Source organism: Clostridium sp. KLE 1755 (genome assembly GCF_000466465.2).
GTDB classification, from domain to species: Bacteria; Bacillota; Clostridia; order Lachnospirales; family Lachnospiraceae; genus Eisenbergiella; species Eisenbergiella porci.
In genome coordinates this window covers 25,921-42,178 of record NZ_KE992746.1, presented here as the reverse complement: position 1 = coordinate 42,178, position 16,258 = coordinate 25,921, and the positions used below count along the sequence as shown (strand labels likewise).

12 protein-coding genes are annotated in these 16,258 nt (G+C 45.6%); all 12 read left to right on the top strand.

From position 1 onward, the window contains the following. Positions 1–186: 186 nt before the first annotated feature. On the top strand, positions 187–1,275 hold the full coding sequence (locus HMPREF1548_RS21715) for a PucR family transcriptional regulator (protein WP_025488408.1): 1,089 nt from the start codon (positions 187–189) through the stop codon (positions 1,273–1,275). A 41-nt stretch (positions 1,276–1,316) separates the two neighbouring features. Continuing rightward, the gene (gene ftsE / locus HMPREF1548_RS21710; protein WP_021638745.1) at positions 1,317–2,057 is read left to right on the top strand and encodes a cell division ATP-binding protein FtsE; all 741 of its coding nucleotides are present in this window, start codon (positions 1,317–1,319) and stop codon (positions 2,055–2,057) included. Beyond that, positions 2,047–2,946, top strand: coding sequence for a permease-like cell division protein FtsX (gene ftsX, locus HMPREF1548_RS21705; protein WP_021638744.1), 900 nt, complete (start codon positions 2,047–2,049; stop codon positions 2,944–2,946). Before ftsE ends, ftsX begins: the two co-directional genes overlap by 11 nt. A gap of 39 nt (positions 2,947–2,985) precedes the next feature. Continuing rightward, the gene (locus HMPREF1548_RS21700; RefSeq protein WP_021638743.1) at positions 2,986–4,212 is read left to right on the top strand and encodes a murein hydrolase activator EnvC family protein; all 1,227 of its coding nucleotides are present in this window, start codon (positions 2,986–2,988) and stop codon (positions 4,210–4,212) included. Positions 4,213–4,358: 146 nt separating this feature from the next. After that, on the top strand, positions 4,359–5,606 hold the full coding sequence (locus tag HMPREF1548_RS21695; protein WP_021638742.1) for a S41 family peptidase: 1,248 nt from the start codon (positions 4,359–4,361) through the stop codon (positions 5,604–5,606). Between the two features lie 159 nt (positions 5,607–5,765). Further along, entirely contained in the window at positions 5,766–6,776 is a 1,011-nt protein-coding gene (locus HMPREF1548_RS21690; protein WP_021638741.1) for a serine hydrolase domain-containing protein, read from the top strand. A 309-nt stretch (positions 6,777–7,085) separates the two neighbouring features. Next, complete coding sequence (locus tag HMPREF1548_RS21685) at positions 7,086–8,147, top strand: Fic family protein (RefSeq protein WP_021638740.1); 1,062 nt, start codon at positions 7,086–7,088, stop codon at positions 8,145–8,147. A gap of 338 nt (positions 8,148–8,485) precedes the next feature. Further along, the gene (locus tag HMPREF1548_RS21680) at positions 8,486–8,698 is read left to right on the top strand and encodes a hypothetical protein (RefSeq protein ID WP_021638739.1); all 213 of its coding nucleotides are present in this window, start codon (positions 8,486–8,488) and stop codon (positions 8,696–8,698) included. A 173-nt stretch (positions 8,699–8,871) separates the two neighbouring features. Continuing rightward, a complete protein-coding gene (locus HMPREF1548_RS21675; RefSeq protein WP_021638738.1) occupies positions 8,872–9,135 on the top strand; it encodes a hypothetical protein in 264 nt (87 codons plus the stop codon). Positions 9,136–9,289: 154 nt separating this feature from the next. Beyond that, a complete protein-coding gene (locus tag HMPREF1548_RS21670; RefSeq protein ID WP_021638737.1) occupies positions 9,290–10,792 on the top strand; it encodes a DUF8451 domain-containing protein in 1,503 nt (500 codons plus the stop codon). 92 nt (positions 10,793–10,884) lie between these two features. Continuing rightward, a complete protein-coding gene (gene uvrB, locus HMPREF1548_RS21665) occupies positions 10,885–12,873 on the top strand; it encodes an excinuclease ABC subunit UvrB (protein ID WP_025488414.1) in 1,989 nt (662 codons plus the stop codon). A gap of 110 nt (positions 12,874–12,983) precedes the next feature. After that, complete coding sequence (gene uvrA, locus HMPREF1548_RS21660; protein WP_276945414.1) at positions 12,984–15,836, top strand: excinuclease ABC subunit UvrA; 2,853 nt, start codon at positions 12,984–12,986, stop codon at positions 15,834–15,836. Positions 15,837–16,258: the final 422 nt, after the last annotated feature.

Genomic DNA, 16,258 nt, shown 5'->3' with positions numbered 1-16,258 from the left:
TAGGTTGCCCAGAAGGTAAAAAATAGGATAAATGAAAAAAAAGCTCAAAAGTGCATAAATTTTTTGAGTTTCCTATGGATCTTTTTGTGGTTTTCAATTAAAATGGAAAAAGGGTGTTACAATAGGCAATTTTCCGGCGGCCATAACGTTTGTGGAAATTGCATAGAGAAGGAGTGGGGTAAGAATATGATATCAAATCAGGTATTACAGACGACAATTGACGGGCTGCGCAGCATCGCACGGGTTGACCTGTGTGTCGTTGACGTGGACGGCAAAATGATCGCAACAACATCCGAGGAAATGAGCAATTGTCTGGGTGCTGCACAGGATTTTTCCAGATCCCCCGCAGACAGCCAGGAAGTGCAGGGTTACCAGTTTTTCAAAATTTTTGATGAAGCGCAGCTGGAATATATCCTTGTGATCGGAGGCTCCGGCGAGGACGTTTACATGATCGGGAAGATGGTTGCTTTCCAGATTCAGAGCCTTCTGGTAGCTTACAAGGAACGGTTTGACAAGGATAATTTCATTAAGAACCTGCTCCTGGACAATCTGCTTCTGGTGGACATTTACAGCAGGGCGAAGAAGCTTCATATTCCCACGGACGTGTCCAGAGTCGCGCTGATCATCGAATCGGAGAACAGCAGGGACAGCAATGTCCTGGAACTGATGCGCGGCAGCTTTGGCAGCAATAACAAGGATTTCATCACGGCAGTGGATGAAAATAATGTAATCGTTGTAAAGGAACTGGTGGAGGCTGACGCCGGCAAGGAAATCGAACGCGCGGCCAGGACCATTGACGATTTTCTGGAAAAAGAAGGAATTGCGGGCGTGCGTATCGCCTACGGAACCATAGTAAAGGAAATCAAAGAGGTGAGCCGCTCCTACAAGGAAGCCAAAATGGCGCTGGATGTGGGAAAAATTTTCTTTGACGAACGAAACATTATCGCATACAATGAATTGGGTATCGGAAGGCTGATTTACCAGCTTCCCATTCCTCTTTGCAAGATGTTTATCAAGGAAATTTTCGGCGGGAAAAGCCCGGATGATTTCGATGAAGAGACGCTTACCACAATCAATAAATTTTTTGAAAACAGCCTGAATGTATCAGAGACAAGCCGTCAGCTGTTTATCCACAGGAATACGCTTGTATACCGCCTGGATAAGCTGCAGAAGAGCACCGGTCTTGATTTGCGTGTGTTTGAGGATGCCATTACCTTTAAGATCGCGTTGATGGTTGTAAAATATATGAAGTACATGGAAACGTTTGAATATTAGGCTGCCGTTTTTTAGGCCGCCGGGATAGCGAGGTGTAGGTTTTGGGACTTTTTGGTACGAGGAAGACAAAAAGGAGAATTAAGGATGACGGCTCCGTCATAGTTCTTGACAGGGTAAGCAAGAGCTATTCGACGGGCGCTCCTGCTTTGAACGGAGTGAACCTGCGGGTAAAAAAGGGAGAGTTTGTTTTTATCGTGGGTGACAGCGGTTCCGGAAAGTCCACCCTCATCAAGCTTCTGCTGCGGGAACTGACGCCCACCTCCGGCACCATTCTGGTGAACGGACAGAGCGTGGCGGATTTGAAGCCGCGCCAGATACCAAGGTACAGAAGGAACCTGGGGATCGTATTCCAGGATTTCCGTCTGCTCAAGGACAGGAATGTCTACGAGAACGTGGCGTTCGCACAGCGGATTATCCAGGTACCCACAAAGGAAATCAAACGGAATGTCCCGGCAATTCTGGCGACCGTGGGGCTTGCGGGGAAATATAAAGCAAAGCCGAAGCAGCTTTCCGGCGGGGAGCAGCAGAGAGTGGCCCTGGCCAGGGCTCTGATCAACAGGCCGCCCATCCTGCTTGCCGACGAACCTACCGGAAACCTGGATCCCAAGAACTCCTGGGAAATCATGAAGCTTCTGGAGAAAATCAACGAAGGGGGAACCACAATACTGGTAGTAACCCACAACCGTGAAATCGTAAATGAAATGCGTAAGCGGGTTGTTACGATGAAGAAAGGCGTCATCGTGAGCGACGAAGAAAAAGGTGGTTATATCGATGAGAATTAGTACATTTTTTTATACGCTGAAACAGGGTATTATCAATATTTTCCGTAATAAATGGTTTTCTCTCGCTTCAGTGGCGACTATCAGCGCCTGCCTGTTTCTTTTCGGATTGTTTTATGCGGTGATTGCCAACTTCCAGAGTATTGTGAAAACGGCGGAGGAAGGCGTGTCGGTTACGATTTTCTTCCAGCCGGGTACCACGGAAGAGCAGATGAAGGAAATCGGGGATAAGATAGAGGCGCGGGAAGAGGTGTCCAAGGTGGAATTTACCTCTGCGGATGAAGCCTGGGATTATTACAGGGCGAACTGGATTCCTGAGGAATTTTCTGACGGCTTCCCGGATAACCCCCTTGAGAATTCAGCCAGCTACGCGATCTATATGAAGGATATCGCGGAGCAGGCGGCGCTGGTGGATTATCTGAACACCATACCGGAGATCAAGACGGTTAACCAGTCGGAGCTTGCGGCAACCACCCTGACGGGTGTGAATGCACTTGTGGCATATGTGTCGGCGGGCATTATCCTGATCCTGCTGCTTGTTTCTGTTTTCCTGATCAGCAATACCGTTACCATTGGTATTTCTGTCAGAAAGGAAGAAATCAGCATTATGAAATATATCGGAGCGACGGATTTCTTTGTAAGGGCGCCCTTCGTAATTGAGGGTATCCTGATCGGTATCCTCGGATCCGCATTCCCTCTGGGAACGATTTATGTGTTATACAATAAGGTTGTGGATTATATAGGGACCAAATTTTCCGTACTGTCTAATCTGCTGCATTTCCTGCCTGTAAATACAATTTTTACAACATTGGCCCCGGTCATAGTAATCGTTGGTGTGGGCATCGGTTTCATGGGAAGTTTCATTACGGTCCGCAAGCATCTGCGTGTCTGATAAGACGAAGCGGTTTGTCTGTGCGGTGCGGTGGAGAATATGATAAAGAACAGAAGAGATATCAGTCTTTTGCTCTGCCTTGTGCTTCTTTTTTCCTGGTTTTTTCCGGAAATAGGAAGCGAAGCGGCAACCTCCAGCGAACTGGAGCAGAGCATTAAGGAAAAGGAATCTGCGATAACGGAGGCACAGGAGCAGAAAAAACAGCTTCAGTCCACAATGTCGGATATACAGGCCATGGTAGACAGCCTGGAGAGCTCCAAAAATGACCTGGAGGCATATGTAAAGCAGCTGGATGGCAATCTTGCACAGATTCAGTCTAAAATCAATGAGCTGAAGTCCATGATTTCTGAAAAGGAAGAGGAAATCAGGGAGACCCAGAAGCAGCTGGAGGAAGCCATTGAGCGGGAGGAGCAGCAGTATGCGGCCATGAAGGTGCGCATCCAGTATTCCTATGAACGGGGAAGCAGTAACTATATTGAGATGCTGCTGGCTTCAAAGAGCTTCGGGGAATTTCTCAACAATGCCAATTACATGGAGCAGATGAATGAATATGACCAGCGGCAGCTGGAAGAGTACCAGAAGAACCGTGAACTGGTGGAAACATGTAAAAAGGCGCTGGAGGAGGAGCAGGAGGTGCTGGAGCAGGCCAAGGCTGAGGTGGAAAAGGAAGAAGCCGGCCTGGAAACGCTGATCAGCCAGAAGGAACAGCAGATTACTGCTTTTCAGGGCGATATCAGCAATAAAGAGGCTGCCATCAAGGAATATGAAGCGGATATTGCGGCGCAGAATTCCACAATCGCCGCTTTGGAAGCGGCGGCAGCGGCGGAAAGAAAGCAGCTGGAGGAATTAAATAAGCCGAAGGTGACCTATGACGGAGGCATGTTCCAGTTCCCGCTTACTTCTTATAAGAGGATTTCAGATGAATACGGCTACAGAATCCATCCGACGCTTGGTGTGAAGAAGTTCCATAACGGTGTGGATTTTGCAGCGGCCAGCGGTACGCCGATACTGGCGGCCTATGACGGAACCGTGGTGGGCGCCGCATATAACAGCTCTATGGGAAATTACGTCATGCTCAACCATGGAGACGGGCTTTATACAATTTACATGCATGCTTCTTCACTGAATGTCTCCCAGGGGCAGACGGTGACCAAAGGGCAGCAGATCGCAGCGGTAGGCTCCACGGGACGTTCCACCGGACCTCATCTGCATTTCAGTGTGAGATTGAACGGGGAATATGTAAACCCCTGGAATTATTTAAAATAGTTTACTATATACTAGAACAGGACGTAAACTTTGGAACCGGGCGGGGGCAGCGGATAAAGCTTGCAGCCCGGTTTTTATTTTCCGGAGCCACTGACGGATAAACATTTAGTAAAACGGCCTGACAGCCGCAGGAATCGAGGTTAACGATGAGTAATAAGAAAAGCTTCTTGGGAGGGATAGTTACAGGAGTACTGGCGGCAGCGCTGATTTTAAGCGGTGTTTTCATGGGGCGTTCCGCCTGGAATCTGCTTCAGGCGTCAAGAGCGCAGGAGGCAGCGTCACAGAGCGCGGCGGAAAACACAGGCAGCGATACTGTTGCCAATCAGCGGACTATGGATAAGCTGAAGCTGCTGGAGGATACCATAGGAAAGTATTATCTGGAAAGCGTGGACGAACAGACACTGGAAAAAGGCGTGTACGATGGGCTGGTTAAAGCCCTGGGAGATCCCTACTCCGTTTATTATTCAGCTGAGGAACTGAAAGAGCTGCAGGACAAAACTGAGGGTATCTATTATGGCATCGGCGCTTATATCGGCATTGACGCGGACACCAGCCTGCCCCGCCTGACGGGGATTATCGAAGGTACGCCCGCCCAGGAAAGCGGGCTGCGGGCAGGAGATCTTCTCTATAAGGTGGATGGGGAAGAGGTCCAGGGACTGGAGCTGACGCAGGTAGTCAGCAAGGTAAAGGGTGAGGAAGGCACTACGGTGCATCTGACCATTATCAGAGAGGGTGAGTCGGATTATCTGGAAATTGACGTTGTGCGCAGAAAGGTGGAAAGCCCTACTGTTAACCAGAAGATGCTGGACAACAACATCGGATATATCCAGATTACCGAGTTTGACACGGTAACCCTGGATCAGTTTACGGAAGCCCTGGCAGTATGCCGCGGTTCGGGAATGAAGGGGCTGATTCTTGACCTGAGAGGAAACCCGGGCGGAAATCTGAACACGGTCTGCGATATCGCCCGCGAGATCCTTCCCAAAGGCCTGATTGTATATACGGAAGACAAGAACGGGAAAAGGACGGAATATACCTGCGATGGAACAAACCAGATAAAGGAGCCGCTGGTAGTCCTTGTGGACAGCGGCAGCGCCAGTGCTTCGGAGATCCTGGCCGGGGCGATTAAGGATTATGGAATCGGAACGCTGGTGGGCACAACGACCTTTGGAAAGGGTATTGTGCAGCGGATTATTTCCCTTTCTGACGGATCGGCTGTAAAGCTTACCGTGAGCAACTATTATACCCCGAATGGGAACAATATCCATAAAATTGGTATTGCACCGGATATTGAGGAGAAGTTTGACGGGGAAGCTTATTATAATGACGGTGTGGATAACCAGCTGAATAAGGCGATTGAAGTAATGAACGGGAAGCTGGGGGATGGGCAGTAAACTGTTGGCCGTGCAGGGCTGTGATACAATGGGTACGGTATCATAGCTCTGTTTTTATATAAATATTGAATAGAAGAATTGAAGTTGAGGACGAAGCGGTTATTCGAAGGCTTCGAAAGAACAGGATTGATAAAATCAAGAGTTTCAGCGAGGTGGATTATGGATATAAAAGAAATAATTGACAGTAATTTCAGAGGGAATATATACGTTGTCCAAGATGGTAAGGTGATAATAGAAAATGTATCAGGCTTTGCTGATTTGGCCAATGAAATTCCAAATACGATGGAAACAAAATTTGCAAGCGCATCAGCAGGAAAAGTCTTTGTTGCGGTAGCCATTTTGCAGTTAATTGAACAAGGGAAACTGAGTTTTGATGATACATTAGGAAAACTGCTGGATATTGATTTGCACGATATAGATGCAGATGTGACAGTAGAACAATTATTAAATCATACTTCGGGAGTCCCAGATTATTTTGATGAAAGCATTATGGACGAATACGAGGATTTATGGGTTGATTTTCCTAATTACAAAATCAGACATAATAATGACCTGCTCCCGTTGTTTATAGAGAAGCCTATGATGTATCCGAAGGGTGAAAAATTCCAATATAATAATTCAGGGTTTGTGCTGCTTGCGTCAATAATCGAAAAAGTAACGGGAATGTATTTTGACAAATATCTGCAGACAAATATCTTTGATGTATGCGGTATGAGCGGAACGGGTTACTATGCACTGGACAGATTACCGGCAAAATGTGCAAATAATTATATTTATTGTGCTGACACAGATGATTACCGTACCAATATTTTTTCTGTTGATGTAAATGGAACAGGCGCAGGGGGAGCGTTTATCACGGTAAAAGATATCCTTAGCTTTTGGACGAATTTATTGAGCGGAAAACTTATTTCAAAGGAGCTTCTCTCAAAAATGTTTACTAAGCAAAGCGGGGACGGTATTGATGCCGAAGAAGGCTATTATGGCTATGGGATATGGATTATTGACAATCCATGTGGCAAAGATTTTGTTTACTTTCAGGGCTGTGACCCTGGTGTGAGTTTTCTTTCTGAATATAATCCTAATAATGGCATGATTTCTGTTTTGGTAAGTAATTATGGGGATAATGTCTGGAAAGAAATGAGAAAGATCAGAAAGAAATTTTATAAGTAGTATTGTAAGGGTTTCAGGATGGTGCAAAAACGGTCTTATAGGCCGGCTTAATGATTGGTTTTGCACCAATATTCCCGGCGTACTGAACTGTTGTCAGAGAAGAAAAAAGTCTCGATTGGTATTGCTCTTGTGCCATTGCTTTCTGGGCTGTCTTGTTAATGAAAGCTATATGAGGGGGACTCTTGCATAACTGAGCCTGTCCATTTATTTTTTCATCTACCTATTGAATATTTCGTCCATATTAAACTATAATATGGACGAAAGGGTAAAAGGCTGGACGAAAAGATTCTGTCAAAGCCGGGTACGGATATGAGAACATTTGATTATATGAAACTGGCAGACCGGATGTGGGATAGCGAAATTCTTATTTATGTTGCAAAAATACATGAATATAAAGGAAAACAGGAACTATATGTGCGGCAGAAGCCTGTGGAGTTGGAACGCCTGGTTAAAATTGCACGGATACAAAGTACCGAAAGCTCCAATAAAATTGAAGGCATTGTCACCACAAGCACGCGAATCAGACAGTTAATGGATGACAAGACCATGCCAAAAAACCGGGATGAGAGTGAAATTGTTGGATATCGGGATGTACTGAATACCATCCATGAGAGCCATAACTATATTCCAGTCAAGCCGGCCTATATCCTGCAGCTGCATCGTGATTTATTAAAACATGCCGGCTTGTCATATGGCGGTCAATTTAAGAACACACAGAACTATATTAATGAGACAAAACCAGACGGAACTGTAGTGACACGCTTTACTCCGCTGGCCCCTTATGAAACAGAACCAGCGATTGGGGCCATCTGTGAAAGCTATCGTCAGACATTGGCCATGGAGGTCATAGACCCTCTGATTTTGATTCCGACTTTTATCTGCGACTTTCTGTGCATCCATCCATTTAATGATGGAAATGGAAGAATGAGCCGACTGCTCACCTTGTTACTTCTCTATCAAAATGGCTATGAGGTGGGTAAGTATATCAGTGTTGAAAAGAAGATAGAGGAAACCAAAGATGTCTATTACGGTGTACTGGAATGCATTGATGCAGGATGGCATGAGGAACAGAATGATCCCACGCCATTCATTAAGTATATGCTTCAGATGATTCTTGCCTGCTATACTGAGTTTGAAGCCAGAGTAGGTTGGGTATCCGACAGTAATCGAAGCACGGTCTATGATGTGGTAAAAGCCTATGTGACCGGAAAAATTGGTAAGTTTACCGGCGCAGAAGTGATTGCTGATTGTCCCAGCGGAAGCCGTTCTGCTGTGCTGGGAGCATTGAAACGACTTACCGATGAGGAGGTCATTGTGAAATGCGGAACTGGGCGCAGAACCTTTTATGTGCGGAAGGACGCTATGGAATGATAGGGTTTCGTCCAGCTATGGAAGCTTTCGGCCAAATGGAACAAAGAAATAGATGATAATTGAATTAGTATTATCTTGGATAGGGTAAAATTACACCTATTACTATTAGTAGACCTTCTGTTCATGAAGAGTATGAACTATATCACTTTACTGATACAGAGGCAGAATTAAAAAAGCTGTTGTAAATATGTTGATGAAATAAAAACAAAGTATAGAACAAACATTCGATGTTTCTCTGTACTTTGTTTTTATATTCTGATATAATGAGGTTTACGTAAGAAGAATATTACTGATTATGAAGAAGAGAATAACTAATGTATTCATAAAAGAGGACTTTTATGGATCATTTTGAAATAGTTTCAGAATATAAACCAACCTTGATCATAGCCAATAACAAAACATTAGCAGGCCAGCTATATGGAGAATTCAAAGAGTTTTTTCCAAATAACGCGGTGGAGTATTTTGTCTCCTGCTATGAAGTTATATTATTTACCTTTAATATCTCGTATGGACTTAGATTTGGAAAAATTGAAGAACCAGAAAAATTTTGATAAAAGGGCATAAATGGGATATATATGGGTAATTTGGGATTGGCGTTATCTTTAATACACCTATTCTGGAAGGAGAGTTACCGCAGATTAAATGCGAGTGTCGGGGAGATGCAACTGAGTGTGCCATGACAATCTAGGGAGAGGAAAGTAACTATCGCTTGTTGTTAGAGTGCATGGAAATATATGGATGTTTATTTGAGTGTAAAATTGAGGAAATATTTAAACATTATACAGATGAAATAGAAGCCGTACAGCATGCAAAAGATATAGAAGAAGCATATGTAAAGATTATTGAAACAGGAATAACAAAAGCGCAGCCGCATGTTATTACAATAGAAAAGTTAAAAACTAAGATAGAGCAATTGTTGCGAATTACAATATTTGATAATGATTTTGACTATAAAACGGACACGGAACGTATGTGGAGCGCAATATGAATTCGCTACACGCATGTAGCGAATTTAATCAGAGGTTAGATGTACGAAAAAAACTGTTGAAAAATCTATCGAAGGAATTGTTAGATGAATTTGGGAACAGTGAAAATGAGAGAATTATTTGTTGAAAAAATAGAAGAGAGGCAGGTGAAGATAGATGGATTTTGATATAAGACTCTTCGATGATTATCGGGAAAATAATCGCCTGGAGGCAAAAAAAGCAAGAGGCGGTTTGCCAAATAGCTTATGGGATACGTACTCTGCCATGGCAAACTGTTATGGCGGGGTAATTCTGCTTGGTGTAATTGAGCGTGAGGATGGTAGTTTTGCAACAACCGGTTTAAAAGATATTGAAAAATTGAAAAAGGATTTCTGGAATGTAATCAATGATAGAAAGAAGGTCAGTATTAACCTGCTTACCGATGAGGATGTAAAAGCATATGAGATTCATGACGATGTTGTTATGGCTATTCATGTGCCACAGGCAACACGTGAGGAAAAACCGGTTTACCTGAATGACAATTTATTTGGCGGAACATTCCGACGAAATGGAGAGGGTGATTATCATTGCACTCCAGGTGAAGTGCGTGCCATGATTCGAGATCAGACAGAAGAAACATCGGATATGAAGGTGTTGGATGAGTTGGAAATCAGTGATTTGAATTTGGATACCATACATGCCTATCGTAGCAGACATGCAGCGCTGCGCCCAAATCATGTGTGGGAAAAACTTTCGGATGCAGAGTATTTAGAGCAGATTGGGGCTGCCAGACAATCACGTACCGATAAACGGATTCGTCCAACCGGGGCAGGCCTTTTGATGTTTGGCGAGGAGTATAAGATTCTTTACGAGTATCCGGAATACTTTTTGGATTATAGAGAAATGCTTGATCCAACAATCAGATGGACCGATCGTCTGCAGTCAAGCTCTGGTGATTGGACAGGAAATTTATTCGACTTCTTTTTTCGTGTGAACAGCAAAATCACAAAAGATCTAAAGATTCCGTTCAAGTTGGATGGAATTACCAGAATTGATGATACACCAGTGCATAAGGCAATGCGAGAGGCACTTGCCAACTGCTTGACTAATACAGACTTTTTTGTGCCACGTGGCATTGTGATTCGGAAAGATGCTGAGCATGTGATTATGGAGAATCCGGGATATATCCGAACCGGAAAAAACCAGATGCTGAAAGGTGGAATATCTGATCCTAGAAATAAGGCGCTGATGAAGATGTTTAATATCATTGGAATCGGTGAGCGTGCTGGTAGTGGGGTGCCAGATATTTTTGATGTTTGGAAATCACAGGGCTGGGAAACGCCAGTGATTGAAGAGCAGTATAATCCGGATAGAACGATTTTAATATTGCCATTCGTTCAGAAGCAATTATCACAGGGAAATAACGGTTCAAAAATCCAAAATGAACCGATAAATGAACCGATAAATGAACCGATAAATTCAATTGGGTATGAGAAAACTTTGCTTGAAAAAAGAATAATTGATATTTTAGTAATGAATTCAAATATCAGTCAACCTCAAATGGCAGAAATAATAGGAGTTTCATTATCCAGTGTGAAAAGAACTATAAAAAAGATGGTTGAATCTGGACAGATTAAACATGAGGGCAGCAAAAAGTCTGGTCGCTGGATTGTATTATAAAATAAATGCGTTTTAGAATGCTTTTTTTGCAATAAAATGCGTTAATATCCTTTAAACTTAGTGTAATAGATTTGCACAATATGGAGATAAATATGGATCATTTTGAATTAGTATCAGAATATAAACCAACCGGTGATCAGCCCCACGCCATCGCCGAACTGGTGAAAGGTTTTCAGGAAGGCAATCAGTTTCAGACATTACTTGGTGTTACCGGCTCCGGTAAGACCTTTACCATGGCCAATGTCATCCAGGCCCTGAATAAGCCAACCTTGATCATTGCCCATAACAAGACATTAGCAGGCCAGTTATATGGAGAATTCAAAGAATTTTTCCCAAACAACGCGGTGGAGTATTTTGTCTCCTACTACGACTACTACCAGCCGGAAGCCTACGTCCCTTCCTCAGATACCTACATTGCTAAGGATTCCTCCATCAACGATGAGATAGACAAGCTGCGCCTGTCAGCTACCGCATCGCTGGCGGAGCGCAAGGATGTCATTGTGGTGGCCAGTGTGTCCTGTATTTACGGTCTGGGAAGCCCGGATGAATACAAGGACATGATTGTTTCATTGCGCCCCGGCATGGTGAAGGACAGGGATGCGGTTCTGCGGGAACTGATAGATATACAATATGACAGAAATGATATGGATTTAAGCCGCGGCTGCTTCCGTGTCCGCGGGGACAGCGTGGAGATTTATCCGGCGCAGGGCGGCGATTACCTGATAAGGGTGGAATTTTTCGGGGACGAGATTGATCGGATTGCCCAGGTGGATCCGCTGAGCGGGAAGCTGCATGCTACACTGGAGCATATCGCTATTTTCCCCGCCTCCCATTATGTGGTTTCCCAGGGAAAGATAAATATAGCCTGTGACAATATTGAACAGGAGCTGGAAGAACGTATCCGGTATTTTAAGGGAGAAGACAAGCTCCTGGAGGCACAGCGTATTTCTGAAAGGACTAACTTTGATATTGAGATGCTGCGTGAGACCGGGTTCTGCTCCGGTATTGAAAACTATTCCAGACATCTGAACGGCACGCAGCCCGGTGAACCGCCTATGACGCTCCTTGACTTTTTCGGGGATGATTTCCTGATTATGATAGATGAGTCCCATATTACCATTCCCCAGATCAGAGGAATGTTCGCGGGCGACCGTTCCAGGAAGATGACGCTTGTTGATTACGGCTTCCGACTGCCCTCCGCGCTGGATAACCGGCCGCTGAATTTTGAAGAGTTTGAATCACATATTGATCAGCTGCTTTTTGTGTCCGCAACGCCTTCCGCTTATGAAGAGGCGCATGAGCTGCTGCGTACGGAGCAGATTATCCGTCCTACCGGACTGCTTGATCCGGAGGTTATTGTGCGCCCTGTGGAAGGACAGATCGATGACCTGATCGGTGAAATCAGAAAGGAAACGGATAAACACAACAAGGTGCTGGTGACTACGCTGACAAAGCGTATGGCAGAGGATTTAACCGATTATATGCGTGAGGTGGGAATCAGGGTGAAGTACCTGCATTCCGACATTGATACGCTGGAACGGGCGGAAATCATCCGGGATATGCGGCTGGATGTATTCGACGTCCTTGTGGGTATCAACCTGCTCAGAGAAGGCCTGGATATCCCGGAGATTTCCCTTGTAGCCATCCTGGACGCCGATAAAGAGGGCTTCCTGCGTTCAGAGACTTCATTGATACAGACGATTGGCCGTGCGGCCAGAAATGCGGAAGGGCATGTTATCATGTATGCGGATAACATGACGGATTCCATGAATGCCGCCATCAGCGAAACTAACAGGCGTAGGGAAATCCAGCAGAAATATAACGAAGAACACGGAATTACGCCGCAGACCATTAAAAAGAGCGTGCGTGATTTGATCAGTATATCGAAGGTAATCGCCAAGGAAGAGGTACGATTTGAAAAGGATCCTGAATCCATGGACGAGAAGGAGCTGGAGAAGCTGATTGGAGATATCCAGAAGAAGATGAAGCAGGCCGCTGCGGATTTGAATTTCGAAGCTGCCGCAGAATTGCGTGACAAGATGGTAGAGCTTAAGAAAACATTGGCAAAAATGAAGGAATAAGGATAACTGTCCGGAAACAGGATGGTTAGGAAAGAATACGGCGCGGGCCGGCGGGTCCGGCCTGCTTTGAAAGGAGCACAGACCAGAGCATGGAACAGGAAAGCATAAAGATGAGACCCCGTGAATTTATAAAAATCCGTGGGGCGAATGAGCATAATCTGAAGAATATAGACGTGGATATACCCAGAAATGAACTGGTAGTCCTGACCGGATTGTCCGGTTCGGGAAAATCTTCACTTGCATTTGACACAATTTATGCGGAGGGACAGAGACGGTATATGGAGTCCCTGTCTTCCTATGCAAGACAGTTCCTGGGACAGATGGAAAAGCCCAACGTGGAAAAAATCGAAGGGCTTTCTCCGGCGATATCCATCGACCAGAAATCCACCAATAGAAACCCCAGATCTACAGTGGGAACCGTAACCGAAATTTATGACTATTTCCGTCTTTTATATGCCCGGATTGGTATCCCCCACTGCCCCAAGTGCGGAAAGGAAATTAAAAAGCAGACGGTAGATCAGATGGTAGATCAGATTATGGGCCTGCCCGACGGTTCCAGGATACAGCTGCTGGCGCCCGTAGTAAGGGGCAGGAAGGGCGAGCATGCCAAGGTGCTGGAACGCGCCAAAAGAAGCGGCTACGTCCGTGTAAGAGTGGACGGAAACCTGTATGAGCTGTCGGAAGAAATCAAGCTGGATAAAAATATCAAGCATAATATAGAAATCGTTGTGGATCGTCTGGTGGTTAAGGAGGGTATCGAACGCCGCCTTACGGACTCCATTGAAAGCGTGCTTGCGCTTACGGACGGACTGCTTATTGTGGATGTCATAGACGGGGAAACCATGACCTTCAGCCAGAGCTTCGCCTGTCCTGACTGCGGAATCAGCGTTGATGAAATCGAGCCAAGAAGCTTTTCCTTCAACAACCCCTTTGGCGCCTGCCCGGAGTGCTTCGGCCTGGGCTATAAGATGGAATTTGATGTGGATTTGATGATTCCCGATAAACGGCTGAGCATCAATGAAGGCGCGATTGCGGTAATGGGATGGCAGTCCTGCAACGATACTTCCAGCTTTACCAATGCAATCCTGCAGGCTTTGGCCAAGGAATATCATTTCAGCCTGGATACCCCTTTTGAAAAGTATCCGGATAAGATAAAGGATGTCCTGATTCATGGAACCGGCGGCCGTGAGGTGGAGGTCTTCTATCAGGGACAGCGGGGAAAAGGCGTGTATCCGGTGGCCTTTGAGGGGCTGATTAAGAATGTGGAGCGCCGCTACAGGGAGACTGCGTCAGATATTATGAAGCAGGAGTATGAAACTTTCATGAGCATTACTCCCTGTAATATCTGCCAGGGGATGCGACTGAAAAAAGCAGCGCTGGCCGTAACGGTATGCGACAGGAATATTTACGAGGTTACTTCCATGTCCATCCGCAATCTGAAGGAATATCTGGATAATATGCAGCTGACAAAACAGCAGGAGCTTATCGGCAAACAGATCCTGAAGGAAATCAGGGCGAGGGTCGGTTTCCTGGTGGATGTGGGACTGGAATACCTGTCCCTGTCAAGAGCTACGGGAACACTGTCAGGCGGCGAGGCGCAGCGTATTCGTCTTGCAACCCAGATTGGCTCCGGCCTGGTAGGCGTATGCTATATCCTGGATGAGCCAAGTATCGGACTGCATCAGCGTGACAACGATAAGCTTCTGAACACATTGAAAAATCTCCGAGATTTAGGCAATACGCTTCTTGTTGTAGAGCATGACGAGGATACTATGCTGGCGGCGGACTATATCGTGGATATCGGTCCCGGCGCAGGCTCTCACGGCGGTGAGGTGGTTGCCTGCGGTACGGCGGAGGAGCTGATGAATATACCGGAATCCATCACGGGACAGTATCTGAGCGGGGCGCTATCCATTCCGGTTCCCGAAAAACGCAGGAAGCCTGCGGGATGGATTAAGGTAAAGGGCGCCGCGGAGAATAACCTGAGGAATATTGATGTGAAGTTCCCCCTGGGAGTCATGACCTGTGTAACCGGCGTTTCCGGTTCAGGAAAAAGCTCCCTGGTGAATGAAATACTTTATAAGACACTGGCACGCGACCTGAACAGAGCCAGAACAATACCCGGGAAAAATAAGGGAATCGAAGGAATCGACCAGCTGGATAAGGTCATTGATATTGATCAGTCCCCCATCGGCCGTACGCCCCGTTCCAATCCGGCCACCTATACCGGCGTATTTGATATGATCCGTGATCTGTTTGCGTCCACCCAGGATGCCAAGGCAAAGGGATACAAGAAAGGAAGATTCAGCTTCAATGTGAAGGGCGGAAGATGCGAGGCCTGCGGCGGCGACGGAATCATCAAGATTGAAATGCATTTCCTGCCCGATGTATATGTACCCTGCGAGGTCTGCGGCGGCAAACGTTATAACAGGGAGACTCTGGAGGTTAAATATAAAGGAAAAAGTATTTTTGACGTGCTGGATATGACCGTGGAGGAAGCGGTTGGCTTCTTCGAAAATGTTCCCAGTATCCGCAGAAAGATAGAAACGCTCTACGATGTGGGCCTTTCCTACATCAAGCTGGGACAGCCCTCCACAACCCTTTCCGGCGGCGAGGCACAGCGGATCAAGCTGGCTACGGAGCTGAGCCGCAGGAGTACGGGAAAGACAATCTATATTCTGGATGAACCTACAACAGGTCTTCATTTTGCGGATGTGCACAAGCTGGTGGAAATACTGCACCGGCTGGCCGATGGAGGCAATACGGTAATCGTTATTGAGCATAACCTGGATGTGATCAAAACTGCGGATTACATCATAGATATGGGGCCGGAAGGCGGAGATGGCGGCGGAACCGTGATCGCGGAAGGCACGCCGGAGAAGGTGGCGGCCTGTGAAGGCTCCTATACTGGCTATTATATAGGGAAGATGCTGGAAAAGGCGAAACACTCGCCGATGGATTAATTATGTAAGAACAGAAAACTGCATAAAAATTCCGCTTAGAAATTCTGTTGTAAACTGGATGCAGAGAAAAATGAACCAGGCAGATTGAAAAAACCAGTAGATTATAAGGAATGCATCGTTTTACCGTTAATATTTTGCGCTGCAAGGCCCTGATTCTGTATTGCCGCCTGCAACTATGCGGTAAAGCGGTGTATTCTTTAAATTTTTATGAAAAGACTTTCCATAAGAACGTTTTTAGGTTATAATAACAGACGGTATATTTTACGCTTGCGTCCGACAGGTTTTTTTCATTGATATTTCGCAATTTTACGTAATTTGTAAAATATATGCTTGATTCATAAAGAATGGTCCATAATATAATAGAGGCAGAAGGAAGCGCAGGGGATTTATTGGACAGTCTTCCGCGCCATCTTCATTTGGAA

Bases quoted from the DNA above. Each gene is read 5' to 3' on its own strand.
- ftsX (WP_021638744.1), top strand. From the start codon at position 2,047: ATGAGAATTAGTACATTTTTTTATACGCTGAAACAGGGTATTATCAAT.
- HMPREF1548_RS21680 (WP_021638739.1), top strand. From the start codon at position 8,486: ATGGATCATTTTGAAATAGTTTCAGAATATAAACCAACCTTGATCATA.
- HMPREF1548_RS21670 (WP_021638737.1), top strand. From the start codon at position 9,290: ATGGATTTTGATATAAGACTCTTCGATGATTATCGGGAAAATAATCGC.
- HMPREF1548_RS21715 (WP_025488408.1), top strand. From the start codon at position 187: ATGATATCAAATCAGGTATTACAGACGACAATTGACGGGCTGCGCAGC.
- HMPREF1548_RS21675 (WP_021638738.1), top strand. From the start codon at position 8,872: ATGGAAATATATGGATGTTTATTTGAGTGTAAAATTGAGGAAATATTT.
- uvrA (WP_276945414.1), top strand. From the start codon at position 12,984: ATGAGACCCCGTGAATTTATAAAAATCCGTGGGGCGAATGAGCATAAT.
- uvrB (WP_025488414.1), top strand. From the start codon at position 10,885: ATGGATCATTTTGAATTAGTATCAGAATATAAACCAACCGGTGATCAG.
- HMPREF1548_RS21695 (WP_021638742.1), top strand. From the start codon at position 4,359: ATGAGTAATAAGAAAAGCTTCTTGGGAGGGATAGTTACAGGAGTACTG.
- HMPREF1548_RS21690 (WP_021638741.1), top strand. From the start codon at position 5,766: ATGGATATAAAAGAAATAATTGACAGTAATTTCAGAGGGAATATATAC.
- HMPREF1548_RS21700 (WP_021638743.1), top strand. From the start codon at position 2,986: ATGATAAAGAACAGAAGAGATATCAGTCTTTTGCTCTGCCTTGTGCTT.
- HMPREF1548_RS21685 (WP_021638740.1), top strand. From the start codon at position 7,086: ATGAGAACATTTGATTATATGAAACTGGCAGACCGGATGTGGGATAGC.